This window comes from Altererythrobacter sp. Root672 (assembly GCF_001427865.1).
In the GTDB taxonomy this organism is placed as follows: domain Bacteria; phylum Pseudomonadota; class Alphaproteobacteria; order Sphingomonadales; family Sphingomonadaceae; genus Croceibacterium_A.
Map to the genome: position 1 here is coordinate 614,620 of NZ_LMHH01000001.1, position 24,945 is coordinate 639,564.

The window sequence follows — 24,945 nt, forward strand, 5'->3', positions numbered from 1 at the left end:
CAATTTAAGAATCTTCTAGATTGTCGCGGCTGCCCAGCTTTGACACATATCGGAAACGCGGTCAGCTTAGAATTTTGCGGAGATGGGCCCAGTGGCACGAGAATCGCGCAACTTGCGCGGCGGAAGCATTCCGGGAACGGCCGCCCATCCGGCGTTTACCCTGACCCAGAGAATTGCGCCCCCGGTTCCGGTCATCATTGCCGTGCCGCATGCGGGCCGAGTCTATCCGGCCGAGTTCGCCGAAAACTTCCGCCATTCTTCACAGGCCAGCTTGAGGCTGGAAGACCGCTTTGCGGACCTGGTGGCAGAGGCCGTCGCGCGGGAGACCGGTGCGTCGCTGCTGGTGGCCCACGCGCCTCGGGCGATGATCGACCTCAACCGCGCGCCCGACGACATCGACTGGGACATGGTCGAAGGCGAAGCTCCGGTTAGCCGTACCCGCCACGCAGCCGGCCGGCGCGCTCGCAGCGGGCTGGGGCTGGTGCCGCGGCGTCTTCCGGGGCTGGGTGAGCTGTGGAAGCAGGGCATGACGTGCGAGGAACTGGCTGCGCGGATCGAGCAAGTGCACCAGCCCTATCATGCGGCTTTGTCGCGCGGGCTTGAGAGCTTGCGCGACCGGTGGGGGGCGGCGTTGCTGATCGACCTCCACTCGATGCCGCCGCTCGGCCCGAAGCGCGGTTCGGATGCCGCAGTCGATTTCGTGATTGGCGACCGATTCGGCGCTTCGGCGAGCAGCAGTCTGTCGGCCGCCGCGTTCGATCACTTTACCTCGATCGGCCGTCGCGCGGCGCATAACCGGCCCTATGCCGGCGGGTACGTGCTCGACAGGCACGCGTCGCCTTCGCGCGGGTTGCACGCGTTGCAGCTTGAAATTTGCCGGGCGACCTATCTCGACAGCGAGCTGCGCGAGCCGGGACCGGGACTCGAAGCGATAACCAACGCTGTGTCGGGGCTGATTCGCCGTCTGTCGGGAGAATTGATTGGCGGCTGGGGTTTACCGCAAGCCGCGGAATAGCCTTCAGCAGGCTCTGCCCATGAAAAAACCACCTCGTGCACAATGGCACGAGGTGGCCAAGGTTCAGGGAGGAGGTACGCCGAGGCGTACCTATCCAGCCGAGCCATGAGGGAAGCGTCGGCCGGACATCGCGTATTTAGACCTTATTGGCTGCGCTTCAAGGGGGTGGCAGATCGAAAGGTTCGATCCGCCTTGAAGCCACCACGTCTAGTCCGCGGATCAGTTGGCTGCGCCGGGACCCTTGCCCTGCTGCACCTGCTTGGCGAAAATGATCCGCATCAGGTCGAGCGAGAACAGGTGGGCAAAGACCAGCGGCAGGAGCCCGATCTCGTTCCACTGCTTGAGCTTCTCGCCATCGAGCGTCCGCAGCTTTTCCTGGTTCACCATCTTGAAGCCCCGATAAATGAAGGGCTGGTCAGGCTTGTCGCCCTGCTGGATCGCCACTTCGCCGTCCATCAACAGGTCGGCCTTGGCCAATTCTTCCATGAAGGCCTGGGTGCGGGCGCCGGCTTCTTCGAACTTCTGGCAGAAGTCGAGCAGGCCCTTGGTGTGGTCGCTCGGCTGGCCGTCTACGAACAGGGCATGGCCCTCTTCGAAATCGCCCATCAGCTCGGCCGACGGGTCGAAGCAGAGGGACATCTCTTCGGCGTTCGGGGTCAGCTTGGCGAGGAGCATCGGATAGCGGCGAATATAAGCCGGGACGTAGACGTCTTCGGCCAGCTGACCGTCGCTGTCGAAATAGACGTTCACACCCTCGTTAAGACCCAGCAGGGCGAGGGGAACGGAGCTGTCGCCCGACGAAAAGACGATCGGAAAATAACGCTGAGCTTGCGCGAATTCGTCCACCGTGAGGGGAATCGCGTGCTGGGTGCCGACCCAAGTGGCTTTGTCCACCGAGCGCGCTTTCCAGGTGCCGTGGTCACGGCTGTTGAGCGGCATCAGGTCATTGTAGAACAGGGGCAATTGAGGTTGCGGCGCGCTGGCCATTATGTCTCTCCGGAATGGCTGGTTATCAAGGCCCGATGCGGGGTCCCGCACTCGAATGGGGGGCTTTAAAGCCGCCGGGCATCAGGTGCAAGGCGGGACGAGTTTGCCGGGATTGAGCAGGTTGGCCGGATCGAGCGCATGCTTGACCGCGCGCATCATCGCAAGCTGCACCGGATCGCCAAGCCGGCCCAGTTCGTCTCGCTTGAGTTGGCCGATGCCATGTTCGGCGCTGATCGAGCCGCCCCATTGGGTCACGAGGTCATGGACGAAGGCGCTGATCGCCTTGCCATCGCCCGCTTCCCACTCGCCACGAACGGCGCCAGCGGGGGCGAGCACGTGAAAATGGACGTTGCCATCGCCCAGGTGGCCGAACGCGACGGCCCGGGTCGAAGGGAACCGTGCCTCGACGTCCGGCACCGCAGCGGAAACGAAATCCGCCATGCGGGCGACCGGGACCGAAATGTCGTGCTGCACTGCCGGGCCCAGGGCGCGCTCGGCCGGAGCGATCTCGTCGCGCAGCAGCCAGAACTGTTCCGCTTGGGCTTCGTTTGCGGCGATGGTCGCATCCTCGACCAGGCCGGCTTCGAACGCCGTTTCGAGCAGCGTCTGCGCGAGAGCAGGCAAGGCGTCCGCCCCGGCCGCATCGGCAGCCAGTTCGATCAGCACATTCCATTCGTGCTGTCCCTGCAGCGGCGAGCGTGAGCCGGGCACATGGGCCAGCACGGCCTCAAGACTGTGACGCGGCATGATCTCGAAGCCCTCGAGCGCGTCGCCGGCGATTGTCTCGCTATGCAGCAGCAAGGCGCGCGCAGCGGTCACCGATTCCAGGCCAGCCCACAGAACGGCACGGTCCGCGAGCGCCGGAAGCAGACGCAGCGTGGCGGCGGTGACGATGCCCAGCGTACCCTCGGACCCAATCAGCAGCTGCTTGAGATCGAACCCGCGATTGTCCTTCTTCAGCGGGACGAGCGCGTCGAACACTTTGCCGTCGGCCAGCACGGCTTCGATGCCGAGCACTTGCGTGCGCATCGAGCCGTGACGCAGGACCTGCGTGCCTCCGGCGTTGGTGGAAATCAGGCCGCCGACAGTCGCCGAGCCCTTGCCGCCCAGGGTCAGCGGGAAGCGCAAGTGTTCCGCCGCCGCTGCCTCGTGAAGGGTCTGCAGGATGACGCCGGCCTCACAGGTGATTTCGCGCGCCGTGGGGTCGAAATGGCGGATTGCGTTCATCCGCCGCAGCGAGAGCAGCATCGCGTGGCCGGTCTCGTCAGGAGTCGCTCCGCCCGACATGCCGCTGTTTCCGCCTTGCGGCACCACCGGCACTCCAAACTCGGCGCACAGCTTCATCAAGGCGGAGACCTCGGCCGTTGAAGCGGGCGATGCGAGGGCCATCGCGCGACCGCTGAAACGGCCGCGCCAATCGGTCAGCCAAGGCTGCAACAGCTCCGGATCGCGGGTCAGGCCGCGCTCGCCCAGAAGCTCACCCGCCGCTGCGAGAAATTGTTCCTGATCGGTCATGATCGGCATTTGCCAGCGCCGAGAGAGCGTTGCAAAGGCCAATTCCTGGGTTAAGCCGGTATTCAATCAGTCGGTCTAGAAGGCTCCGCTAACCGCCGCCCACTTCCGGTAACCCAATACCGAGCACCGCATCCCTTCATGAACAGCTTTGCTTTCCTCCTTGCCCCGCTCGCCTTGCTGTTGCCAGCGGTGGCCGCTGGCCTGCCGGATGCATCGACGCCGCAGAGCGAGACGGCTCGTGCCACGCCCGAAGCCGAAAGTGCGCCTGTAGGCCTTGAGAGCCCCGCTGCAGCGCCATTCCGGGTGCTCGATAACGCTCGGAAGACGCCGACTGAAAACCAGGTCAGAATCGAACAGCGGGTCATCGTCCGAATTGCGCCGAGTTCACCGCGGACGGTTGCCAGGTCGATGGACAGAATCGCGGAAGATACCGACAGGTTCGAGGAAGAGCGGGTCGGCGACTGCGTGCCAATCGGTGCGATCGCCGCGGTGCAACCGGCGAACAACAACCGGCTCTTGTTCTTCATGCGCGACAGGCGAGTGCTTAGCGCCGCGCTGGAGCGATCCTGCAACTCCGAGGACTATTACCTCGGTTTTTACGTCGAACGCAGTGGCGATGGACAGCTTTGCTCGCGGCGCGACAAGCTTCAGTCGCGTGCCGGTGCCAGTTGCCGCTTCACCAAGCTGAGCCGATTGGTCGCCGAACGCGACTGACCTTCCCGTGTCCAGCACGGGGGAATCCTTGACTTTCTCCTTGGGCGCTGCATAGGCGCTGGCCCGGCGGTGCGCTTGCGTGCGCGGCCGATTTTGCGGCGGGATAACCGCCCTGTTCCGGACAATGAACCCCTATGAAGTTCGCCGATCTCGGCCTAACCGATGAATTGCTGAAGGCGGTCGAAGCCGCTGGATACAGCGAACCTACGCCCATCCAGGCGCAGGCGATCCCGCAGGTCCAGATGATGCGCGACATCATCGCCATCGCCCAGACCGGCACCGGCAAGACCGCCAGCTTCGTGCTGCCGATGATAGACATTCTCCATCACGGCCGCCGCCGCGCGCGGATGCCGCGCTCGCTGATCCTGGAACCGACGCGCGAACTCGCGGTGCAGGTGGCGGAGAACTTCGAGAAGTACGGCGTCAACCACGACCTGAAGATGGCGCTGCTGATCGGCGGCGTGCAGATGGGCGACCAGGTTAAGGCGCTCGACGAAGGCGTTGACGTGCTGATCGCCACGCCGGGCCGGCTGATGGACCTGTTCCAGCGCGGGAAGATCCTGCTTACCGGCTGTGAGCTGTTGGTCATCGACGAAGCCGACCGCATGCTCGACATGGGTTTCATCCCCGATATCGAGTTCATCTGCGAAAAGCTGCCGACCACCCGGCAGACCTTGCTGTTCTCGGCGACGATGCCGCCGCCGATCAAGAAGCTGGCCGACCGCTTCCTCAGCAATCCGAAATATATCGAGGTGGCCCGGCCGGCCTCGACCAACACCAACATCGCCCAGCACAAGGTCTTCACCAGCGTCCGCGGCAAGCGCGAGACGCTGCGCGAGCTGCTGCGTACCGATGACGTGCACAGCGCGCTGATCTTCGCCAATCGCAAGACCACCGTGCGGGAGCTCAACAAGAGCCTGCAACGGTACGGCTTCGCTTCGGGCGAGATTCACGGCGACATGGATCAGTCGAGCCGGATTGCGGAACTCGACCGGTTCAAGAGGGGCGATATCAACATCCTCGTCGCCTCTGACGTCGCGGCACGCGGTCTCGACATCAAGGGCGTGAGCCACGTGTTCAACTTCGACACGCCGTGGCACCCCGACGACTACGTCCACCGCGTTGGCCGGACCGGCCGCGCAGGGGCCAAGGGCCGGGCTTTCACGCTCGTCGCGCCCGAGGATGCCGAAGCGATCGCCAACGTCGAGAAGCTGACAGGCGCTGCCTTGCCGGTGTTTGCCCTGGCTGGCGCGAAGGAAGCCCCGGAACCTAGGGAAGCCAAGGAACCCAAGGAACCCAAGGCTGAAAAGGCTCCGCGCGAGAAGTCCGAACGGAGCAGGCCGAAGCGCGAACCGCGCGAGGCCGAGGCCCGCCGGAAGCCCGCTCAGGCAGAACCGCGCGAGGCAGAGCCGCGTGAGGCAGAGGCTCCTCGGAAACCGGCCCAGGCAGAGCCGCGTCGCTCCGAGCGTCGCCGGCCCGATCCGGAAGACGAACGTCCGACCGAACCGGGTGAATGGAACGGTCCGGTTCCGGGCTTCCTCAACCTCTCGGCACTTTAAGGTCTGTTTTCCCCTCTCCCCCTGGGAGAGGGAGGAGCGCCGTCAGGCGGGCTTGACGAAGCTGTCGATCACTCGCTTGCGGCCGCTGGCCTCGAATTCGATCTCCAGCTTGTTGCCTTCCTGATCGACTACCTCGCCGTAACCGAACTTGTCGTGGAACACGCGTGCGCCGATCGCGATGTCGGTGCGCGGCTTGGCGGCAAAGCTCGCGGCGCTGCGGCTGGGTTCCGGCAGGCGCTTGGGCAGACGGTCATAGCCTGTCGATAGGGCACGCTGCCATCCCGGGCCTCGCGCTTGGCTGCGGTCGGGGCGGGCCTCACTGACATGTGCAAAGGGATCATCCTGCTCGCTCCAGTTGGCGCGCCAGAGCGAGGCGCCGCCGGTGAGCGTCGTTTCCTGGGCGATGTGCTCCGCTGGAAGCTCGGCGATGAAGCGCGAGGGGATCGAGCTGGTCCATTGCCCGTAAATACGCCGGTTCGCCGCATGCATGATCGTGCACCGCCGCTTGGCGCGGGTAATGGCGACGTAAGCGAGGCGGCGCTCCTCCTCCAGCGAAGCCAGCCCGCCTTCGTCGAGCGCGCGCTGGCTCGGGAACACACCTTCCTCCCAGCCGGGCAGGAACACGTGGTCGAACTCCAGCCCTTTGGCCGCGTGGATGGTCATGATGGTGACCTTCTCGGTGTCGTCGGCCGCATCGTTGTCCATCACCAGGCTGACGTGTTCGAGGAAGTCGCCGAGCGTGTCGTACTCCTCCATCGCCCGGGCTAGCTCGACAAGGTTGTCCTGCCGCCCGGCGCTTTCCGAGGTGCGCTCCGCCTTGAGCATGGCGTCGTAGCCGCTTTCCTCCAGCACGCGGCGGAGCAGTTCGGCGGGGCTCTCTTGTTCGGCCAGCTCGCGCCAGCGCAGGAACGAGGACATCAGGCCAGCGATCGTCCCCCGAGCGCGAGCGGGCAGCTCGTCGCTGTCGGCGATCTCCAGGGCAGCGGCCGCCAGCGGAATGTCCTGCCGACGGGCATGCTGGTGCATCTTCTCGAGCGCCTTGGCGCCCAAGCCGCGCTTCGGCTGGTTGTGGATGCGTTCGAACGCCAGGTCGTCCGCCGGCTGGGCGATGACCCGGAGGTAAGCCAGCGCATCGCGGATCTCGGCACGTTCGTAGAACCGGAAGCCGCCGACGATGCGGTAGTTGAGGCCGATCTGGATGAAGCGGTCTTCGAACTCGCGGGTCTGGTACTGCGCGCGTACCAGGATCGCCACGCCTTCCAGCGGGGCGCCTTCGCGTTCGAGCCGTTCGATCTCTTCACCGAGGCGGCGCGCTTCCTCTGGCGCGTCCCATACCCCGATCACCCGGACCTTCTCGCCGCCGCCGCGCTCGGTCCACAGCGTCTTGCCGAGGCGTGAGCTGTTGGCCTCGATCAGGCCGCTGGCCGCCGCGAGGATCTGCGGGGTCGAGCGGTAGTTCTGCTCCAGCTTGATAACCGCGGCGCCGGGAAAATCCTTTTCGAACCGCAGGATATTGGCGACTTCTGCGCCGCGCCATGAATAGATCGACTGGTCGTCGTCCCCCACCACGCAGATGTTCTTGCGCGTCTGGGCGAGCAGCCGCAGCCACAAGTACTGAACGGCGTTGGTGTCCTGGTATTCGTCCACCAGCACGTACTTGAACCGCTGCTGGTAGCTCTCGAGAATATCCCGCTCGCGCCGGAACACGTTGAGCATGTGCAGCAGCAAGTCGCCGAAGTCGCAGGCGTTGAGCGCCTTCAGCCGCGCCTGGTAGAGCGCGTACATCTTCTGGCCCTTGCCGTTGGCGTAGGCCTCGTTCTCGACCGCATCGAGGTCTTCGGGGTTGAGGCCGCGGTTCTTCCAGCGGTCGATCAACCCAGCGAGCTGGCGCGCGGGCCAACGCTTTTCGTCGAGGTCGTTTTCCTGGATCAACTGTTTGAGCAAACGTAGCTGATCGTCGGTGTCGATGATGGTGTAGTTGCTCTGTAACCCGACCAGTTCGGCGTGGCGGCGGAGCATCTTCGCGCAGATCGAGTGGAAGGTGCCAAGCCAGGGCATCCCTTCCACTGCATCGCCAATGAGCTGGCCAACGCGGTGGCGCATCTCGCGCGCCGCCTTGTTGGTGAAGGTCACGCAGAGGATCTCGCTCGGCCAGGCGCGGCGAGTGCGGATCAGGTAAGCGAGGCGCGCGGTAAGCGCGGCGGTCTTCCCGGTCCCGGCACCCGCCAGCATCAGCACCGGACCTTCAGTGGTCAGGACGGCCTGTTTCTGCGGCGCGTTCAGCCCATCGAGCCACGCGGGGACTTCGGCAGGTTCAGTGGCGGGGAGGGGGGTATCGGTCACCGCGAACAACTAGGGAACGAAAACGGCGGGCGCAACCCGGCGAAACGCTGTCTTCCAAGGCGGAACTTGATCTATGTTTTGCCGTTGTATCGGCGTCCTGCTGCAGCGGAGGTGGAATATGCGCGCCATACTTGTAGCCAGCACTGTTGTTTTGTCCCTCATCGCCGTCGCCCAGCCGGCGCTCGCGCAAGGTCAATCGACCAAGCCGAAGGCCGAGGTCCTCGAACGCGACGCCCGCGGCAAGGCGACCAAGGTCAAGATCGGTGACACCGTCTACGACGTATGCCGCGAGGGTAAGTACGACAACTGCATCAACCCGCGCGAAGCGGGGCTCGCATTCGGCAACGTCCCGCTCGACCACTGGCCGAAGAACCGTTCGAACCCCCAAAACTGACAGGTCCAATCTTGACTTGATGCCGCTTCCGCCCCAGCCCGCCAGCAGGGGGCAGGGGTAGGAACGTTGACATCACCGCTTAAAACGCATCGCAGGGTGCTCGCTGCCTCGCTCGTCGGCACGGCGGTCGAGTTCTACGATTTCTACGTCTACGCCACCGCGGCGGCACTGGTGTTCGGCCAGCTGTTCTTTCCTGCCGAAAGCACTGCCGCGCAACAGATGTTCAGCTTCATGAGCTTCGGCCTGGCCTTCGTGGCGAGGCCCGTCGGGGCGATTGCGTTCGGGCACTTCGGCGACCGGCTCGGCCGCAAGTCCACGCTGGTGAGCTCGCTCCTGCTCATGGGCATCTCGACCTTGCTCATCGCATTCCTGCCGACTTACGCGATGGTCGGCTGGGTCGCCCCCTTGCTGTTGTGCATCCTGCGGTTCGGGCAGGGCTTTGGCCTCGGCGGCGAGTGGGGCGGGGCAACCTTGCTGGCGGTCGAGAACGCGCCCAAGGGCTGGGAAGCCCGGTTCGGTTCGGCACCGCAACTTGGCGCGCCTGTCGGCTTCCTCGCAGCGAACGGCCTGTTCCTGTTGCTCGGGCTGGGCCTGTCCGACCAGGCCTTCACCGCCTGGGGCTGGCGAGTGCCCTTCCTGCTGAGCGCGCTGCTGGTGGGGATCGGTCTATGGGTGCGGCTGAGCATCGGCGAAACGCCCGCCTTCAAGGAAGCGTTGGAGAAAGCTCCGCCGCCCAAGGTTCCGCTCGGCATGGTGCTGCGATACCACTGGGGATCGGTCCTGGCGGCGAGCGCCGGCGTGGTCTCGGCCTTTGCGATCTTCTACCTCGCGACCGCCTTCACCCTCAGCCACATGACGCTCGAGCGCGGCGCGGAACGCGAGGTCATCCTCGGCCTGCAACTTGGCGCAAACCTGTTCCTGGCGCTCGGCATCGTCCTCGCGGCGGTGGGCTCGGACCGGTTCGGGTCGAGCAAGATGCTCGGCTGGGGCGCCGGAGCGACAATCCTGCTGGGCGCGGTCTTCGGTCAGGTCCTGACCGAGGGATCGCTGCCCGTGCTGTTCGTGACCATCGCCGCGGCCTTGCTGGTGATGGGCTTCGTCTACGGTCCGCTCGGCGGCTGGATGCCGGGGCTGTTCCCGGTGACGGTGCGCTACACCGGGATGTCGATCGCCTTCAACGCCGGGGGCATCGTCGGCGGAGCCGTCGCGCCGATCGCGGCGCAGAACCTGAGCGCGGCGGGAGCCACTCCGTTGATCGGATTGCTGCTGAGCGTCGCCGGCGTAATGACCCTGGCGGGTGTTATCCTTGCGCGGCCGGTAGGCGCAGAAGAGTAAGCTTCGCCTTGCCGACTTTGCGTTCGCTTTCGATCTCGAGCGACTTAACCTGAACCTTTTCGTCTTGCGCTGTTTCGAGCGCGATCCAGGTCGCTTCATTGATCCAGCCATGACGGAACAGCTTGTCGAGCGCCACCGCGCCCGCGCCGCTGCCATAGGGCGGATCGAGCAGTATCAGGTCCACCGGGGCCTTGGCCGGCCCGAGCTGCAACACCGAAGTGGCGCGTACGTCGCATTGCTGCTGAGCCCGCAGCGCCGCAATGTTCGCGCGCAAGGCGCGGATCGCGGCGGGATCGTTCTCGACGAACAGGCAACTCGCTGCACCGCGCGACAAGGCCTCCAGGCCGAGCGCGCCCGACCCTGCGAACAGATCGGCTACCGCCAGGCCCTCGAAGCTGCCGAGCCTGCTGAGCAACATCGCGAACAGCGTTTCCCGTGTGCGGTCTGCGGTAGGGCGAGTGTCATCGCCCGGCGGCGCCTTCAGCAGTCGGCGGCGCCATTCACCAGCGATGATTCTCACTTAGGTCCTCCGCGCGAGGGTGTCCGAGAGGGAGCGCGGGACGGGGATCCGCGTCGCGGCCCGCCTGGTGCGGATGGCCCCCTCGGCTTGCGCGGTGCGTGCGGACGATCGCCGCCGCCCTCTGGCGGACCGCTGCCGCTTTCGCGCTGCGGGGAGGAATGCTTGAGCGAGCTCCGGAACCGCTCCAGCTCTTCCTTGCGAATTTCGACCGTGGCGCCCTTGGCGAGATCGCCGAGCGAGAAGGGGCCATAAGCCGTGCGGATCAGGCGCGAGACCTTGAGGCCGAGGTGTTCGAGCACTCGGCGGACTTCGCGGTTCTTGCCCTCGGTCAGGGTCAGTTCGACCCACTGGTTGCGGCCGGTGCGGCGTTCGAGGTTGGCGTCGATCGGGCCGTAGCGGACGCCCTCGATCTCGATGCCGTCCATCAGGTCTTCGAGTTGAGCTTGCGAGATGTCGCCAAAGGTGCGGGCGCGATAAGTGCGCGGCACGCCGGTTGCTGGGAGCTCCAACTGGCGCTTGAACTCGCCATCGTTGGTCAGCAGCAGCAGGCCCTCGGTGTTGAGGTCGAGCCGCCCGACCGGCATCATTCGCGGCGTCCCCTTGGGGAGCGCGTTGCGCAAGGCGGCGTAGATCGTCGGCCGTCCGGCCGCATCGCGCTCGGCGGTGATCAGGCCTTCGGGCTTGTTGAAGCGGAACAGCCGCGTCGGTTCGGCGCTGGCAACGGGATTGCCGTCAACCGTGACGCCGCGCAGGTGCTCCAGGACGGTTGCGGGGGTTTCGATCACCACCCCGTCCTTGGCGATGCGGCGATCGGCGATCATCCGTTCGATCTCGCGGCGGCTTGCTACGCCCGCACGGGCAAGTAGCTTGGCGATTCTCTCGCCATTGGGGTTCCAGGGGTCGGCCATGGTGGGCCCATAGCTGCGATGGCCGCTGGCTCCAAATCCTCCCTTTGGCGGCGAAGCCGTCACGGGGAGGGGCTGAGGATGGTGCTTCGACAAGCTCAGCACGAACGGAACTTAAGCTCAGCACCAACGGAACCTGGGAAATTCAAACCTCCGTTCGTCCTGAGCTTGTCGAAGGACGCCATCGCTGCGCGACAGTGAGGATTAAGCAGGGGTCCGTCAGAAGCCTGTTTATCACCGGCAGGGCGGGGCTTCCCCTATGCCCAAACCGCGCTACGGTCTGACTGAGTTGAGAGGGAGGCCTTAGTGGCGGAAGCCGTAGACCAATTCGCTGCACCCGAAGGGCGTTCGCTCTGGAAGTCGGTGCTGCCTTACCTGGAGAAGGAATCGCTTGCGGCCTTCTTCCTCGGCATCTCCTCGGGCTTTCCGTTCGCGATGATCGCTGCCACGCTGACCACGCGGTTGGCGCAGAGCGGGATCGACAAGTCCACCATCACTGCCTTCACTCTGGCCTTCCTGGTCTACAACCTGAAGCCGCTGTGGGCTTGGGTTGTCGACGGCGTGCATATCCCGATCCTGGGTCGGCTGGGCCAGCGCGTATCGTGGATGCTGCTTGCAGGCACCGCCGTGATTGCCGCAATCATCAATCTAGCTCTCGTCGATCCTGCCCAGAGCATTGCGGCGACGGCCACTGCGGCGGTCCTTGTGGGACTTGCCGGAGCGACGTTCGACATCGTGATCGACGCCTATCGGATCGAGACGCTGCAGCCTTACCAGCTCGGTGTGGGCTCGGGCATGAGCCAGTACGGCTGGCGCATCGGTTCGGCAGGCGCGGCCTCGCTCGCGCTGGTCGTGGCTGCCCGCTACGGCTGGAGCGCCGCCTATATCGCCTGCGCCGGGCTGGCGCTGCCGGCGATGATAACCGCTTTCGTTTTGGGTGAGCCGAAGCGCCGTCGGGTGCCTGTTGCCCGGAAGGGATTTGCCGAGATCTGGGCCTCGATCATCGGTCCGTTCGTGGAGTTCTTCCAGCGTCGCGGCGCCTTGCTCGTCATTCTGTTCATCCTGCTGCACAAGATTGGCGACACACTCGGCCAGCTCGTCCTGCGCCTGCTGCTCGATGACCTTGGCTACAGCAATGACGAGATCGCGCTCTACGACGTCGGTGTCGGCTTCTGGGCCTATCTGATCGGCATCTTCGTGGGCGGCGTGCTCTACGCCAAGATGGGCATGAAGCGGTCGGTGCTGCTTTCGCTGATCCTCATGGGCGTTTCGAACGCCAGCTACGCCGCGCTCGCGGCCGCCGGACATTCCGGCATTGGCCTGGCGCTTACCCAGGGGTTCGAGAACTTCGCCAGCGGTATCGGCGGTGTCGTCATCGTCGCCTACTTCTCGGCGCTGTGCGACTTGCGCTTTACCGCCGCGCAATATGCGCTGATTTCCGCTGCGACGAGCATCGTGGGCCGGGTGCTGACCGGCACTACCGCCGGCGCCCTGGTGGAATCGATGGGCTATGTGAACTTCTACCTGCTCACCACCGTGGCGGCGCTGCCCGGCATCCTGCTGTTCTGGTGGATGATGCGTGCGGGGCTGGTCGACTCGGCCATCGGCACCGCGGGCTCGGTCGGCGAAGGGGATGCACGCGCCGACGCGGGTTGAGGCTTAACAGGACGATAACCCCCGCATGCGAAAGTGCGAGGCATGGCAAGGCTCAATGTATTCGGAGGCGCGGACCCGCGCCGCACGCACTCGCGTCTCGGGGTGAATTTCGTCGCCCGGTTGAAGACGGTGAGCGGGCTGCAGGATGTCCAACTGCTCGACCTTTCGCGGGGCGGGGCGCACTTTGTCCTGAGCCGGCCTGAGAAGGTTCGCGACGGTATCCTCACCTGGTTGCAGTACGAAGCCTTCGGTGGCGCCGTGTGGCAGAAGGGCGATCGCGTGGGGCTGGAATTCGACCGGCCGCTGCCGCTCCCCTATCTCGTGGAAACTCGCAAATTGGCGCCGTCCGTGGTGCGCGAGGACGCTTTGGGTGAAGCGACCGAAGACTAGAGTTCGGTCGCCAGTCCTGGCCTAGTCCGGGATCTCGTCGTTCGCCGCCAGGACCTTGCCCGCGAGGTAGAGCGACCCTGCAATCAGGACGGGCAGGCCGTCATCCGGCAAGTTCTGCAACGCCGTCGCCACGTCGGGTGCCCAGTCCGCGCGTCCGCCGTAGGCCGCCTCGCCATGGGAATCACTACCGTCGATCGGCACCGCGGTGACGCTTGCCAGCTGCCCTTCGAGCGGATCGATAATCGTCTGCGGGTAGCGGTTGGCGAGCATGCCGATGACGAGGTGCAGGCGTTGCCCGGCGAAGTGCCGGCCGATGGCGAGACCGGCGTCGGCGTTGTGCCCGCCGTCGAGCCAGACCTCACGGTTCGGAGTGAGCGCCGTGAGCGGGCCTTGCGCGAGTAACTGCAAGCGTGCCGGCCAGCGAGCGGAGCGAATGCCCTCCGCCATAGCCTCCGCCGAGACCTCGACCTTGTCCTGATGGCGGATCATCGCGACCGCGAGGGCCGCGTTGTCGCCCTGGTGCTTGCCGGGAAGCTGCGGAAGGGGAAGGGTGAGCGTGCCGCGGTTGTCGCGGTATTCGATGGTGTCGCCGACTTCGGCCGACCACTCGTGGCCGCGCCGGAACAGCGGGGCGCCAGCCAGGTCCGCAATGCGCGCGATCTCGGCTTCGAGCGGCTCGGCATAGCTTTGCGTGACCAGCGGCGATCCAGCGCGGGCGATGCCCGACTTCTCGAACGCGATGCGCACCATTGGTTCGGTGGGCACGCCTTCTTCAGGCACCAGCAGGAAAGCTTCGTGGTCGATGCCCAGCGTGGCGATGCCGCACGCGGCCGGCTGCTCCATGACGTTGGTTGCGTCGAACCGGCCGCCGAGACCGACTTCGATCACGCAGGCGTCCGCCGGATGGCGCGCGAAGGCGAGGAAGGTGGCTGCGGTGGTTACCTCGAAGAAGCTCGGGCCGAGGCCTTCGCCGATGTCGAGCACTTCCTTGAGCAGCGAGGCGAGTTCCTCGTCCGAGACCAGCTGGCCGGCGATGCGGATACGCTCGTTGTAGCGCACCAGGTGCGGCTTGATCGCCGAGTGGACCGTAAGGCCCTGCGCTTCCAAGATCGAGCGCAGATAGGCGCAGGTCGAGCCTTTGCCGTTGGTGCCGGCAACGTGGAACACTGGCGGCAGGCGCTTCTGAGGATCGCCGAGCAGGGCCAGCAGATCGCGGATCACTTCCAGGCCAAGGCGGCCCTGGGGCAGCGAAAGCGCGGCCAGCCGGTCAAGCTGCGCCTGGACCGCCGGATTTTCGGAGGCTGCAAAGTCTTTCATGGGGACGGTTTGGGCTCAGGCGGCGGCTTCGGCCGGCGCCAGGTAGTCGATGAGGTTGGCGAGCGTTGCACGCAACTGGTGACGCGGGACGACCATGTCGACCATGCCGTGCTTGTGCAGGTACTCGGCGCGCTGGAACCCTTCGGGCAGCTGTGCGCGGATCGTGTCCTGGATCACGCGCTGGCCGGCAAAGCCGATCAGGGCGCCCGGCTCGGCAATGTGGACGTCGCCCAGCATGGCATAGCTGGCGGTGACGCCGCCGGTGGTCGGATCGGACAGCACGACGATGTAGGGCAGGCCCGCTTCCTTGAGCCGCCGGGTCATTACCGTGGCCTTGGGCATCTGCATCAGGCTGAGAATGCCTTCCTGCATGCGCGCGCCGCCAGCGGCCGTCACCACGACATAGGCGCAGCGCTCTTGCAGTGCCTTGGCAGCAGCGGCGCAAAAGGCATCGCCCACGGCCATGCCCATCGAACCGGCCATGAAGCCGAAGTCCTGCACCCCGACGACTGCGGGCAAGCCCTCGATCCGTCCATAAGCGGCAGTGAAAGCATCCTCGTGCGGATTGGCCGCGCGCGCCGCCTTGAGGCGGTCTGAATAGCGCTTGGTGTCGCGGAACTTGAGCGGATCCTCGCGCACTTGCGGCGCTGGGAGCAGCTCGTAACCTTCGTCAAGCAACTGGCCGAGCCGCGCATCGGCGCCGATGCGGCCGTGATACTCGCAGCGCGGGCAGACGTAGAGGTTCGCCTCGTATTCCTTGCTGAAGAGCATGTCGTGACAGCGTGGGCATTTGACCCACAGGTTGTCAGGTGTTTCGCGCTTGTTGCTGAAGGGCAGCGCGTTGCGGACACGGGTTAGCCAGCTCATGCGGCCTCCCTTGCAGCCGAATGGACCGCCGCTGCAAGCTCTGATGTCAGTTTACGGATGTGTTCGGGAGCGTTTTCCCCATGCTCGCCGACCAGTTCGACCAGCGCGGAGCCCACGACTACGCCATCTGCCACGCGCGCGATGGCGGCGGCCTGGTCCGGCGTACGGACGCCGAAGCCGACGACTACCGGGAGATCGGTCGCCTGCTTTAGACGGGCCACGTTCTCTTCGATCGAGCCCATCGCCGCCTGCTGTTTGCCGGTGATCCCGGCGACGGACACGTAATAGATGAAGCCCGACGAACCCTCGAGCACCGCCGGCAGCCGCTTGGCGTCGGTCGTTGGCGTAGCGAGGCGGATCGGGGCGATACCCTTTTCACGCAGGGCCGGACCCAACGCATCGTCTTCCTCTGGCGGGATGTCGACGCAGATCACGCCGTCAACGCCGCAGCCGTGCGCCTCGCCGGCGAACCATTCCGGCCCGCGGCGGACCATCGGGTTGGCATAGCCCATCAGCACCAGCGGCACGTCCGGGTGACGTTCGCGGAACTCGTCGGCGATAAGCAGCACTTCGCGCGTGGTCGTGCCCTTGCCGAGGCTGCGCAAGTTGGCCGCCTGGATTGCGGGGCCGTCGGCCATCGGGTCGGTGAACGGCATGCCCAGCTCGATCACGTCCGCGCCGCCTTCGACGAGCGCGTCGAGGTTGGCGGCGGTGTCGCCGTCACCGGCGGTGATGAAGCAGACGAGGGCGGGGCGCCCCTTGGCGAAGGCGGCAGTGAGGCGGCTCGTCACAGCTTCACCCCCAAGTGCTCGGCCACGGTGAAGATGTCCTTGTCTCCTCGGCCAGAGACGTTGACCAGGATCCGCTGATCCTTGCGGTATTCCTTCGCCATCTTGGGCAGCGCGGCGAGGGCGTGGGCGCTTTCGAGGGCGGGGATGATCCCTTCGAGCTTGCAGCATAGCTGGAACGCTTCCAGCGCCTCGTTGTCGGTAATCGGCAGGTACTTCACCCGGCCGCTTTCGTGCAGCCAGGAGTGCTCCGGCCCGATGCCCGGATAGTCGAGACCTGCGCTGATCGAGTGGGCTTCGGTGATCTGGCCGTCCTCGTCCTGCAGCAGGTAGGTCTTGTTGCCGTGGAGGATCCCGGGGGATCCGCCGGTCAGGCTGGCGGCGTGCTGGCCGCTCTCGATTCCGTGGCCCGCGGCTTCGATGCCGAGCATGGCCACATCCGGATCGTCGAGGAACGGGTGGAACAGGCCGATCGCGTTCGATCCGCCACCCACCGCTGCGATCAGCAGGTCAGGCAGGACACCGGTACGCTTGAGCATTTGCTCGCGCGCCTCGCGCCCGATCACGCTCTGGAAGTCGCGCACGAGCTCGGGATAGGGATGGGGGCCGGCGGCGGTGCCGATGATGTAGAACGTGTCGTGGACGTTCGCGACCCAGTCGCGCAGCGCCTCGTTCATCGCGTCCTTGAGCGTCTTGGCTCCGCTTTCAACCGGGATAACCTCAGCGCCGAGCAGCTTCATGCGGAACACGTTGGGCTGCTGCCGGGCGACGTCCGTCGAGCCCATGTAGATCACGCAGGGCAGGCCGAACCGTGCGCAGACCGTGGCCGTGGCCACGCCATGCTGGCCGGCGCCGGTCTCGGCGATGATCCGCGTCTTGCCCATGCGAATGGCGAGCAGGATCTGGCCGATGCAGTTGTTGATCTTGTGTGCGCCGGTGTGGTTCAGCTCTTCGCGCTTGAACCAGATTTCGGCCCCGCCGAAGTGTTCGGTCAGGCGCTCAGCGAAATAGAGCGGGCTCGGACGGCCGACGTAGTGTTCGAGCAAATCCTCGAACTGCGCCTTGAATGCCGGGTCGGCCTTGGCCGCGCGATATTCGCTCTCGAGATCGAGGATCAGCGGCATCAGCGTTTCGGCGACGTAGCGTCCGCCAAACTGGCCGAAGTGCCCGCGCTCGTCAGGCTGGTTGCGGAAGGAGTTGGGTTGATCGGTCATGACTGTCGAGCCGCTTGGCAGAGCCTCGCGGCCTTGTCCAGAAACAGCGTGTTGAACGCTTGTTGGGCAACAATGCCACACTGCTGATGCGCAATGGCAACATATTCTAACAAACTGGAATCGCCTTGGTTTTGTAAATGGCAATCGACGCGCTTGCCGTTAGAGGCCCGCTCCGCCGCCGAGGGGTGCGGCACATCGGCGGCTCGACGCAACAACGCGGCGATCCGCTCGAAGGAGAAAAATAAGTGAAGATTCAAGCTGCCTTGATCGCTGCCGCTTCCGCTCTGGTTGTTGCTACTCCGGCTGCCGCGAATGAATGGCGCCTCGAAGCCCGGGGCGGTGTCGCCTGGGCGAATGGTGTCGAGAAGGCCATTGCCGGTGCCGCGCTCGGATATGACGCTGACCTCGGTGAAACCGCTTTCGCCGGCATCGAGACCTCGATCGACAAGATCCTCGACGGCGATGCCAGCCTGACTTTCGGTGCCACTGCGCGCGCTGGTGCCAAGATCGGCCAGGGCAAGCTCTACGCAACCGGCGGCTACAGCTTCGGTGAAGGCGAGGACACCTGGACCGCGGGCGCCGGATATCAGCACAAGGTTGGTTCGAACGCCTACCTCAAGGCAGAATATCGCCGCTTCTTCTCGGTCGTCGACATTAACGTCGTCGCGGCTGGCGTTGGTGTGGCTTTCTGATCGATTAGATCGAAGTGACTTCGAAGGGGCGGTCCGTTAGCGGGCCGCCCCTTTTTCATGCGTCCAGGGCTGCGCGGCAAAAGGCCGCGATCTTGGCCATATCCTTGATCCCCGGCGCGCTTTCGAGACCGGTAGAGGCATCGACCAAGGGAGCGCCCGTCAGGCGGATGGCTTCTGCCACGTTGTCAGGACCAAGCCCGCCAGCGAGGCCCCACGGCATTTCGTGCTTGAAGCCGCCCAGCAACGACCAGTCGAAGGCCAGGCCCTGTCCACCGGGGAGCTTCTTCGCAGGAGCGTCGTAGAGCACCATGTCGGCCGCATCGCGATAGCGCTGCGCCCGCTCCAGGCTGCCGGCATCGCTGACGCCCACAGCCTTCCACAAGGCCAGGCCACGGCTGTATTGCCGCACCAGTGACAGCCATTCGGGCGCTTCGCGGCCATGGAACTGAATGACATCCGGGCGCACGGCCTGGACCGCCTCGACCAGAGCCTGCGGCTGTGTGTCGACCAGCAGCAGCACCACTTTCATTTCCACGGGCACACGAGCCCGCAGGGCAGCGGCTTGCTGCAGCGTGACGTGGCGTGGGCTCGGTTCGTAATGGACAAGGCCGATGTGCGTCGCACGCGCGGCCACGGCTGCATCGATCGCTTCGGGCGTCGAAAGCCCGCAAATCTTTATCTGAGGTTCGGACATGCACGCGCCCTAAGGCAAGACGGGCGTGTACGAAAGACCCGAGGTTAGAGCGTCGCCGCGATCGCTCTGGCCGCCGCTACCGGATCTTCCGCCCGACTGATCGGGCGCCCGATCACCAGCACGCTCGCGCCGTCATCACGAGCTTGCCGCGGTGTCACCACGCGCTTCTGGTCTCCCGCTCCGCTCCCAGCCGGACGCAGGCCGGGGACGACGAAATAGCCGTCCCGCCATTGCCGATGCACCGCGTCGACCTCGTGGCCGGAGCACACGATGCCATCGAGCCCGGCGACTTCCGCCAGTTCGGCCAGCCGCAGGACCTGGTCGTGCGGCGTTCCGTCGACGCCCATCCGCTTCAGGTCGCGCTCGTCCAGGCTGGTCAGCATGGTCACCGCCACGACTTTGGTATTGGCGGACGCTGCGGCCTTGGCATCTTCCATCATCGACCGCCCGCCACTTGCGTGAATGGTGACGATGGCGGGCTCGAGAACATGGATTGCCTGCATGGCACCCGCAACAGTGTTGGGGATGTCGTGCAGCTTGAGGTCGAGAAAGATCGGCAGGCCGACGTGGGCGATCTCGTGCACGCCGTGGTGGCCATGGGCGCAGAAGAATTCGAGCCCGAGCTTGAGCCCACCGACGTGATCCTTCACCTTTTCGGCCAGCGCACGCGCCGCATCGAGTTGCGGCAGGTCGAGCGCGAGATAAACGGGATTGCTCACGGGGCTAACGACTTGTTCTCGTCTTCGACGATCGGTTCAGCAATCGGGTCGGCAACAGGGGCCGGCGGCGGAGTTGTAGCCATCGCGGCAGTCTTGGCTGCGTTCTCGAGCGAATTGATTCGCCGTTGATAGTTCCAGGTGCTGGCGCGATGAAGCAGCCACATCGGGACGAAGCCGATCAGGAAGGAAACCACCACTAGAGCGGGGATCTTCGTTTCGACGACCAGGTTCTCCCAGATCTTCACGACTATCGGGTCCCAGTTGTTGATCGAGAAGATCAACAGGGCGACTACCAACAAGACCCACACGATCGTGCGAACGATTTTCATGCCCACGCTCCTTCGCTGGCCATTGGCCTAATGCGAATGAGCAAGGAAGGGAAGTCCACGGCCAATCAACCGAACACCCGTTCGAAGATTCTATCGACCTGCTTGAAGTGGTATTCGAGGTCGAACTTCTCTTCGAGCTCGCTGGCGGAAAGCGCGGATGAGACCTCGGGATCGGCCTTGAGCAGTTCGAGCAGCGAAAGCTGGCCGTCCGATTCCCACACCTTCATCGCGTTGCGCTGGACCAGGCGGTAGGCGTCGTCACGGCTGAGGCCAGCCTGAGTCAGGGCCAGCAATACGCGCTGCGAGTGGACCAGGCCGCCCATGCGGTCGAGGTTCTTCTGCATCCGTTCCGGATAGACCAACAGCTTGTCGACCACGCTGGTGAGGCGGGCGAGGGCGAAGTCGAGCGTGATCGTGGCGTCGGGCCCGATGAAGCGCTCGACCGAAGAATGCGAAATGTCCCGCTCGTGCCACAACGCGACGTTCTCCATCGCCGGGGTGACGGCGCTGCGGACCACGCGGGCGAGGCCGGTGAGGTTCTCGGTCAGGACCGGATTGCGCTTGTGCGGCATTGCGCTCGAACCCTTCTGCCCGGGCGAGAAGTATTCCTCCGCCTCGAGCACTTCGGTGCGCTGCAGGTGACGGACTTCGATCGAAACCCGCTCGATCGAGCTGGCGATGACGCCGAGGGTAGCGAAGTACATCGCGTGCCGATCGCGCGGGATGACCTGGGTCGAGATCGGCTCCGGTGCGAGGCCGAGGCGTTCGGCGACATGCTCTTCCACTTCGGGGGCGATATTGGCGAAAGTGCCAACCGCGCCGCTCACCGCGCAAGTCGCGATCTCGGTCCGCGCCGCTTCGAGGCGGGTGCGGCAGCGGCTGAATTCGGCGTAGGCCTGTGCGAGCTTGAGACCGAAAGTCACCGGCTCTGCGTGAATGCCGTGGCTGCGGCCGATGGTCGGGGTGTACTTGTGCTCTTCGGCGCGGCGCTTGAGCGCGGCCAGGAGCAGGTCGATATCTTCGAGCAGAATGTCGGAGGCGCGGGCCAGCTGAACTGCCAGCGTCGTGTCGAGCACGTCCGAGCTGGTCATGCCCTGGTGCATGAAGCGGGCTTCCGGCCCGACTTGCTCGGCCACCCAGTCGAGGAACGCGATCACGTCGTGCTTGAGGATCGCTTCTTTGGCGTCGATCGCTTCGACGTCGATCTTCGGGTTGGTCTTCCACCAATCCCACAGCGCGGTGGCTGCGCTTTCCGGCACCACACCGAGCTCGCCGAGCTTTTCGGTCGCATGAGCCTCGATCTCGAACCAGATGCGGTAGCGGGCTTCGGGCTCCCAGATCGCGGTCATGGCGGGGCGGGCGTAGCGGGGGACCATCTTCAACTCCGAATACTAGCTTTGCGGCGCGGCTAAGCCGCGACTGAAGGAATGGCAAGGGTAAGGGGCCACCCCAATTGCATTCGGGTCGGCGTCATGGTGATATCTTCACGAATCCGTCCTCCAAGGGGGCGAAGGGGGAAATGCGGCACGTGACTGGGCGAAGTGTAGCTGGCTTGCTGGTAGTGACGGCCTTGGCGTGGGCAAATCCCGCGCTTGCCGGACAAGAAGTACTCTATCAGCCGGCGCCTGACTGGGTCGTTGAAGCCAGCCTGCCCGATGTTCGGCCGGGTCCGCCGCTGTTGATCTTCGACGACCAGCGGCGGATCGACGAGGGTCGGCTGTGGACTTACGCCGACCGTGCGGTCCGGATCGACAATCCGCAGATGCTTACGGCTCTTGGTACGGTCCAGGCCGGATGGCTGCCGGACAAGGGCGATCTCATTGTCCATCGCGTTTCCATCATTCGCGACGGGCAGGTGATCGACCTGCTTGGCCAGGGCACCAAGTTTGAGATCCTGCGGCGTGAACGCCAGCTCGAACAGCGGATGATCGACGGTTCGCGAACCGCCACTCTGGCCGTGCCGGGCTTGCGGGTGGGTGACGTGCTGCGAGTCAGTTACACCGTGAGCCTCTCGGACCAGGCGCTCGACAAGGAGGTCCAGGCGACGGCGGTGTTGCCCTCTGCGCCGTCCGAGGCGAAGTTTGGACGCGTCAGGATATCCTGGCCCGCCGATGCGGACATAAAGTGGGGCGCGACCAAGAGCGTTGCCGTATCTGAACCCGTGGTGCGTGACGGGTTTGCCACCCTGGAACTGAAAGTGCCGCTGGCCGAGGCGCCTCCGATGCCGGAAGACGCTCCGCTCCGTTATCGCATGCCGCCGTTGCTCCAGGTCGGCACTTTCGCGGACTGGCCAGAGGTGAGCCGGGTCATGGCGCCGCTGTTCGCGACCGAGGGCACGATCGCTGCTGGCAGTCCGATCGCGCGTGAGGTCGAACGGATCGAAGCGGCCCATAGACAGCCCCTGGAGCGCGCCGTGGCCGCCTTGCGGCTGGTCCAGGACGAGATCGCTTACATGCTCAACGGCATGGAAGGCGGCAACTACATCCCGCAATCGCCCCAGCAGACCTGGGACATGCGCTACGGCGACTGCAAGGCGAAGACCCTGCTGTTGCTCGCCATGCTGCGCGAGATGGGGATCGAGGCGGAGGCGGTGACGGTCTCGTCTTCGATCGGCGATGCTGTTCCCGGCATGCTGCCGATGCCCGGCGCATTCGATCACGTGATCGTCCACGCCGTGATCGACGGCGAGGATTTCTGGCTCGACGGCACCAGCTACGGCGCCAGCATGGATGTCGTGCGCGAGGTTCCTCCGTTCCACTACGCCTTGCCCTTGCGGCTGGCTGGAGCTGACCTGATGCCGATGGCGCAGCGGCCTCAGCAATCCTTTGACCAGATGGGCAAGATTACCTTCGATCATCGCGCCGGCCTCGACGTGCCGGCGTTGTTCGATGCCGAATGGACTCTCACCGGCGCCTACGCTGCGCGGTATCGGGCGGTAATTGGCCAGACGGCCGAAGACCAGTTGCAAGACTACATCCAGGACTTCGCCACCGGAGAGCTGGGTGACGGTCAGGTCTATGACGGCCAGCTAACCTATGACGAAGGCAGCAACACGGCGACGCTGAAGGTGAAGGGCTTGATGACCTCGCCGTGGCAGTGGGACCGCGGCGTTGGTACCCGCCTGTTCAGCTTGCCGACCCAATCGGTCCAGTTCCGTCCGGACCGCGCCCGCGCAGCCTGGCGCGACATCCCTGTGGCGGTGCCGGGGCCCTATTCCGAAGATAGCGAGATAACCGTCCTGCTGCCGGAAAGCGCCCAGCCTTACGCGTTGGAGGGCAAGTCGGCATTCGACGCCGAGATTGCGAAGATACGCCTACACCGCGCCGCGGCGCTCTCGGGCGGCCGGTTGACCATTTCGGACCAGACATCGTGGCCGGGCGGCGAGATCGCTCCCGCGGAAGTGGCGGCTGAACGCCAGAAGGCGGCGCGATTTGGAAACTCGCAACTGGTGTTGCGGGCACCTGCCGACGCACGGCGCCGCTATGAAGCCGCCTCCCGGCAGGACCGCAAGCGCTTCGCCCCGATCGAGGCGGCCTATGCCAAGTTGATCGAACGCGATCCCGACGATCTCGACATCTACCGCGGCAGGGCCCAATTCCGCGCGGCGACCTGGGACTGGCAAGGCGCGATGACGGACCTCGACACGGTGATCGACCGCGAAGGCAGTGCCGACGATTACCTCATGCGCGCAGCGTTGCGGACCGAGGTGGGAACACTCGAAGACGCGCTCGCCGACGCCGAAAAGGCGTGGGAACTCGAACCGTCGCTATCGGCGGCGATCGCGCTGGCCGACATCCTCCCCTATTTCGACCGCGTGGACGAGGCGATCTCGCTGCTGGAGGAACAGGCCGGCAATGCCGAGCAGCAGCGTGCCATCGCCATCAGCGAATTGGAAGCCCAGGCGGGCCGCAAGGAAGAAGGGCTCGAACGCATCGACGGCCTTCTGGCCCAGCGCCCCAACGACCCCGACATGCTCAACGCCAAGTGCTGGTACCAGGCGACCTGGAATTTCCGCGCCGAGGAACTGGCGGATTTGTGCACGCAAGCCGTCGAGAAGGCGGTGTTCTCGCCCCCGGTGCTCGATAGCCGCGCCATGGGCTACTACCGCCTGGGTCGCTTCACCGACGCGCTCAAGGATCTCGAGGCGGCGCTATCGGTCAATCCGGAGCTGACGCCGGCCCTGTTCATGCGCGGCGTGGTCAAGCGCGAGCTGGGCGATCGCGGCGGTGAAAAGGACATTCGCGAAGCCCTCGCACGGCAGCCCTCGCTTGAACGCCATTACGCGCGTTACGGGATCAAGGCCGACTAGATCAGCCCTTTGGCGCGCAGCGAAGCGTGGCCGTCGCGTCCGATGATCAGGTGATCGTGGACGACGATACCGAGATGGCGGCCTGCCTCGGCGATCTTCTGCGTTAGCAGGATGTCCGCCCGGCTTGGTTCCGGATTGCCGCTCGGGTGGTTGTGGACGAGGATCAGGGCCGCGGCCCCGATATCGAGCCCACGCCGGATGACTTCGCGTGGATGAACCGAGGCTTCGTCGAGCGAACCGTCGCCGACATGGTGATCGAGGATCAGCCGGTTCTGCGTGTTGAGATAGAGCACCCGGACTCGCTCGACCGTCAGGTGCGCCATGTCGATGGTCAGGTAATCGAGCAACGCCTGCCAGCTTCCAAGAACCGGTTTCTCCCTCACTTCGCTACGAGCCATGCGCCGGGCTATCAGTGCGGCAATCTTGAGCGCCCCGGCACCGGCATCGCTGATGCCCTTGACCTGCTTGAGGGCATTCGGCTCCGCATCCAGCACACCGGCCAGCGAGCCGAACCGGGCCAGCAGGTCCTTGGCCATCGGCTTGGTATCGACGCGGGGAATCGCGGTGGCCAGGAGGTATTCGAGAACTTCGTAATCGGCGAGCGCCTCGGCCCCGCCTTCCAGCAGCCGCTGCCGCAAACGCGCACGATGGCCGGCGCTGTCTTTAGGCGCTTTCGGCTTCAA

General features: G+C 65.1%; 23 protein-coding genes and 1 pseudogene. 9 read left to right on the top strand and 15 right to left on the bottom strand.

The genetic code is table 11. The features are described from left to right. The first annotated feature begins 82 nt into the window (after window positions 1–82). Entirely contained in the window at window positions 83–1,015 is a 933-nt protein-coding gene (locus ASD76_RS03040; protein ID WP_055918302.1) for an N-formylglutamate amidohydrolase, read from the top strand. Window positions 1,016–1,234: 219 nt separating this feature from the next. On the opposite strand, the gene ASD76_RS03045 is transcribed toward ASD76_RS03040, so the two are convergent. Both ASD76_RS03045 and ASD76_RS03050 read right to left on the bottom strand, forming a co-directional pair. Beyond that, window positions 1,235–2,002: a SapC family protein gene (locus ASD76_RS03045; RefSeq protein ID WP_055918305.1), complete on the bottom strand. Its 768-nt coding sequence runs from the start codon at window positions 2,000–2,002 to the stop codon at window positions 1,235–1,237. 81 nt (window positions 2,003–2,083) lie between these two features. Further along, window positions 2,084–3,517 (bottom strand): FAD-binding oxidoreductase, encoded by a 1,434-nt coding sequence (locus ASD76_RS03050; protein ID WP_055922868.1) that lies wholly within the window; start codon window positions 3,515–3,517, stop codon window positions 2,084–2,086. A gap of 138 nt (window positions 3,518–3,655) precedes the next feature. On the opposite strand from ASD76_RS03050, the gene ASD76_RS03055 reads away from it, so the two are divergent. Continuing rightward, on the top strand, window positions 3,656–4,231 hold the full coding sequence (locus ASD76_RS03055; protein ID WP_055918308.1) for a hypothetical protein: 576 nt from the start codon (window positions 3,656–3,658) through the stop codon (window positions 4,229–4,231). A 134-nt stretch (window positions 4,232–4,365) separates the two neighbouring features. Further along, window positions 4,366–5,790 carry a DEAD/DEAH box helicase gene (locus ASD76_RS03060; protein WP_055918311.1) on the top strand — a complete coding sequence of 475 codons (1,425 nt, stop codon included), beginning with the start codon at window positions 4,366–4,368 and terminating at the stop codon, window positions 5,788–5,790. Between the two features lie 42 nt (window positions 5,791–5,832). Here the strand turns inward: ASD76_RS03060 and ASD76_RS03065 are convergent, their stop codons facing one another. Next, on the bottom strand, window positions 5,833–8,133 hold the full coding sequence (locus ASD76_RS03065) for an ATP-dependent helicase (RefSeq protein ID WP_055922871.1): 2,301 nt from the start codon (window positions 8,131–8,133) through the stop codon (window positions 5,833–5,835). 118 nt (window positions 8,134–8,251) lie between these two features. Between ASD76_RS03065 and ASD76_RS03070 the strand changes: the two genes are divergently transcribed. Further along, window positions 8,252–8,527: a hypothetical protein gene (locus ASD76_RS03070; protein WP_156457524.1), complete on the top strand. Its 276-nt coding sequence runs from the start codon at window positions 8,252–8,254 to the stop codon at window positions 8,525–8,527. Window positions 8,528–8,593: 66 nt separating this feature from the next. Beyond that, a complete protein-coding gene (locus ASD76_RS03075; RefSeq protein ID WP_055918317.1) occupies window positions 8,594–9,862 on the top strand; it encodes an MFS transporter in 1,269 nt (422 codons plus the stop codon). On the opposite strand, the gene rsmD is transcribed toward ASD76_RS03075, so the two are convergent. After that, complete coding sequence (gene rsmD / locus ASD76_RS03080; protein WP_055918319.1) at window positions 9,828–10,382, bottom strand: 16S rRNA (guanine(966)-N(2))-methyltransferase RsmD; 555 nt, start codon at window positions 10,380–10,382, stop codon at window positions 9,828–9,830. The two genes, ASD76_RS03075 and rsmD, sit on opposite strands and share 35 nt — an antisense overlap. Before the next feature lie 161 nt (window positions 10,383–10,543). After that, window positions 10,544–11,290 (bottom strand): annotated as a pseudogene (locus tag ASD76_RS03085) (pseudouridine synthase); the annotation flags it as partial. A 360-nt stretch (window positions 11,291–11,650) separates the two neighbouring features. On the opposite strand from ASD76_RS03085, the gene ASD76_RS03090 reads away from it, so the two are divergent. Together ASD76_RS03090 and ASD76_RS03095 are read left to right on the top strand one after the other, a co-directional pair. Then, window positions 11,651–12,943 carry an AmpG family muropeptide MFS transporter gene (locus ASD76_RS03090; RefSeq protein ID WP_414826687.1) on the top strand — a complete coding sequence of 431 codons (1,293 nt, stop codon included), beginning with the start codon at window positions 11,651–11,653 and terminating at the stop codon, window positions 12,941–12,943. 42 nt (window positions 12,944–12,985) lie between these two features. Next, window positions 12,986–13,333 carry a PilZ domain-containing protein gene (locus ASD76_RS03095; RefSeq protein ID WP_055918325.1) on the top strand — a complete coding sequence of 116 codons (348 nt, stop codon included), beginning with the start codon at window positions 12,986–12,988 and terminating at the stop codon, window positions 13,331–13,333. Window positions 13,334–13,354: 21 nt separating this feature from the next. Here the strand turns inward: ASD76_RS03095 and ASD76_RS03100 are convergent, their stop codons facing one another. The 5 genes from ASD76_RS03100 to ASD76_RS18130 are packed head-to-tail and all read right to left on the bottom strand — an operon-like array spanning window position 13,355 to window position 17,776. Next, the gene (locus ASD76_RS03100; protein WP_055918328.1) at window positions 13,355–14,650 is read right to left on the bottom strand and encodes a bifunctional folylpolyglutamate synthase/dihydrofolate synthase; all 1,296 of its coding nucleotides are present in this window, start codon (window positions 14,648–14,650) and stop codon (window positions 13,355–13,357) included. Window positions 14,651–14,665: 15 nt separating this feature from the next. Further along, window positions 14,666–15,517, bottom strand: a complete 852-nt coding sequence (gene accD / locus ASD76_RS03105; RefSeq protein ID WP_055918331.1) for an acetyl-CoA carboxylase, carboxyltransferase subunit beta — start codon at window positions 15,515–15,517, stop codon at window positions 14,666–14,668. After that, window positions 15,514–16,308: a tryptophan synthase subunit alpha gene (gene trpA, locus ASD76_RS03110; RefSeq protein ID WP_055918334.1), complete on the bottom strand. Its 795-nt coding sequence runs from the start codon at window positions 16,306–16,308 to the stop codon at window positions 15,514–15,516. Before trpA ends, accD begins: the two co-directional genes overlap by 4 nt. Further along, on the bottom strand, window positions 16,305–17,519 hold the full coding sequence (gene trpB, locus ASD76_RS03115) for a tryptophan synthase subunit beta (protein ID WP_055918337.1): 1,215 nt from the start codon (window positions 17,517–17,519) through the stop codon (window positions 16,305–16,307). Before trpB ends, trpA begins: the two co-directional genes overlap by 4 nt. Continuing rightward, on the bottom strand, window positions 17,516–17,776 hold the full coding sequence (locus ASD76_RS18130; protein ID WP_156457525.1) for a hypothetical protein: 261 nt from the start codon (window positions 17,774–17,776) through the stop codon (window positions 17,516–17,518). Before ASD76_RS18130 ends, trpB begins: the two co-directional genes overlap by 4 nt. Between ASD76_RS18130 and ASD76_RS03120 the strand changes: the two genes are divergently transcribed. After that, window positions 17,765–18,211, top strand: a complete 447-nt coding sequence (locus ASD76_RS03120) for an outer membrane protein (protein WP_055918340.1) — start codon at window positions 17,765–17,767, stop codon at window positions 18,209–18,211. The genes ASD76_RS18130 and ASD76_RS03120 overlap by 12 nt on opposite strands. A gap of 55 nt (window positions 18,212–18,266) precedes the next feature. Here ASD76_RS03120 and ASD76_RS03125 read toward each other — a convergent pair whose 3' ends face one another. From ASD76_RS03125 to purB, 4 genes are all read right to left on the bottom strand, one after another. Then, on the bottom strand, window positions 18,267–18,905 hold the full coding sequence (locus tag ASD76_RS03125; RefSeq protein WP_055918343.1) for a phosphoribosylanthranilate isomerase: 639 nt from the start codon (window positions 18,903–18,905) through the stop codon (window positions 18,267–18,269). Window positions 18,906–18,949: 44 nt separating this feature from the next. Further along, window positions 18,950–19,624 (bottom strand): orotidine-5'-phosphate decarboxylase, encoded by a 675-nt coding sequence (gene pyrF / locus ASD76_RS03130; RefSeq protein WP_055918346.1) that lies wholly within the window; start codon window positions 19,622–19,624, stop codon window positions 18,950–18,952. After that, window positions 19,621–19,953 (bottom strand): DUF1049 domain-containing protein, encoded by a 333-nt coding sequence (locus ASD76_RS03135; RefSeq protein WP_055918349.1) that lies wholly within the window; start codon window positions 19,951–19,953, stop codon window positions 19,621–19,623. Before ASD76_RS03135 ends, pyrF begins: the two co-directional genes overlap by 4 nt. Before the next feature lie 65 nt (window positions 19,954–20,018). Beyond that, window positions 20,019–21,329 carry an adenylosuccinate lyase gene (purB, locus tag ASD76_RS03140; protein ID WP_055918352.1) on the bottom strand — a complete coding sequence of 437 codons (1,311 nt, stop codon included), beginning with the start codon at window positions 21,327–21,329 and terminating at the stop codon, window positions 20,019–20,021. Between the two features lie 152 nt (window positions 21,330–21,481). On the opposite strand from purB, the gene ASD76_RS03145 reads away from it, so the two are divergent. Continuing rightward, window positions 21,482–24,262 carry a DUF3857 domain-containing transglutaminase family protein gene (locus ASD76_RS03145; RefSeq protein WP_162249634.1) on the top strand — a complete coding sequence of 927 codons (2,781 nt, stop codon included), beginning with the start codon at window positions 21,482–21,484 and terminating at the stop codon, window positions 24,260–24,262. Here ASD76_RS03145 and radC read toward each other — a convergent pair. Continuing rightward, window positions 24,259–24,945, bottom strand: coding sequence for a RadC family protein (radC, locus tag ASD76_RS03150; protein WP_321164416.1), 687 nt, complete (start codon window positions 24,943–24,945; stop codon window positions 24,259–24,261). The genes ASD76_RS03145 and radC overlap by 4 nt on opposite strands.

Bases quoted from the DNA above. Each gene is read 5' to 3' on its own strand.
- purB (WP_055918352.1), bottom strand. From the start codon at position 21,329: ATGGTCCCCCGCTACGCCCGCCCCGCCATGACCGCGATCTGGGAGCCC.
- ASD76_RS03125 (WP_055918343.1), bottom strand. From the start codon at position 18,905: ATGTCCGAACCTCAGATAAAGATTTGCGGGCTTTCGACGCCCGAAGCG.
- ASD76_RS03045 (WP_055918305.1), bottom strand. From the start codon at position 2,002: ATGGCCAGCGCGCCGCAACCTCAATTGCCCCTGTTCTACAATGACCTG.
- ASD76_RS03040 (WP_055918302.1), top strand. From the start codon at position 83: ATGGGCCCAGTGGCACGAGAATCGCGCAACTTGCGCGGCGGAAGCATT.
- ASD76_RS03135 (WP_055918349.1), bottom strand. From the start codon at position 19,953: ATGAAAATCGTTCGCACGATCGTGTGGGTCTTGTTGGTAGTCGCCCTG.
- ASD76_RS03050 (WP_055922868.1), bottom strand. From the start codon at position 3,517: ATGACCGATCAGGAACAATTTCTCGCAGCGGCGGGTGAGCTTCTGGGC.
- accD (WP_055918331.1), bottom strand. From the start codon at position 15,517: ATGAGCTGGCTAACCCGTGTCCGCAACGCGCTGCCCTTCAGCAACAAG.
- ASD76_RS03070 (WP_156457524.1), top strand. From the start codon at position 8,252: ATGCGCGCCATACTTGTAGCCAGCACTGTTGTTTTGTCCCTCATCGCC.
- ASD76_RS03100 (WP_055918328.1), bottom strand. From the start codon at position 14,650: ATGAAAGACTTTGCAGCCTCCGAAAATCCGGCGGTCCAGGCGCAGCTT.
- ASD76_RS03055 (WP_055918308.1), top strand. From the start codon at position 3,656: ATGAACAGCTTTGCTTTCCTCCTTGCCCCGCTCGCCTTGCTGTTGCCA.
- ASD76_RS03095 (WP_055918325.1), top strand. From the start codon at position 12,986: ATGGCAAGGCTCAATGTATTCGGAGGCGCGGACCCGCGCCGCACGCAC.
- ASD76_RS03060 (WP_055918311.1), top strand. From the start codon at position 4,366: ATGAAGTTCGCCGATCTCGGCCTAACCGATGAATTGCTGAAGGCGGTC.
- trpB (WP_055918337.1), bottom strand. From the start codon at position 17,519: ATGACCGATCAACCCAACTCCTTCCGCAACCAGCCTGACGAGCGCGGG.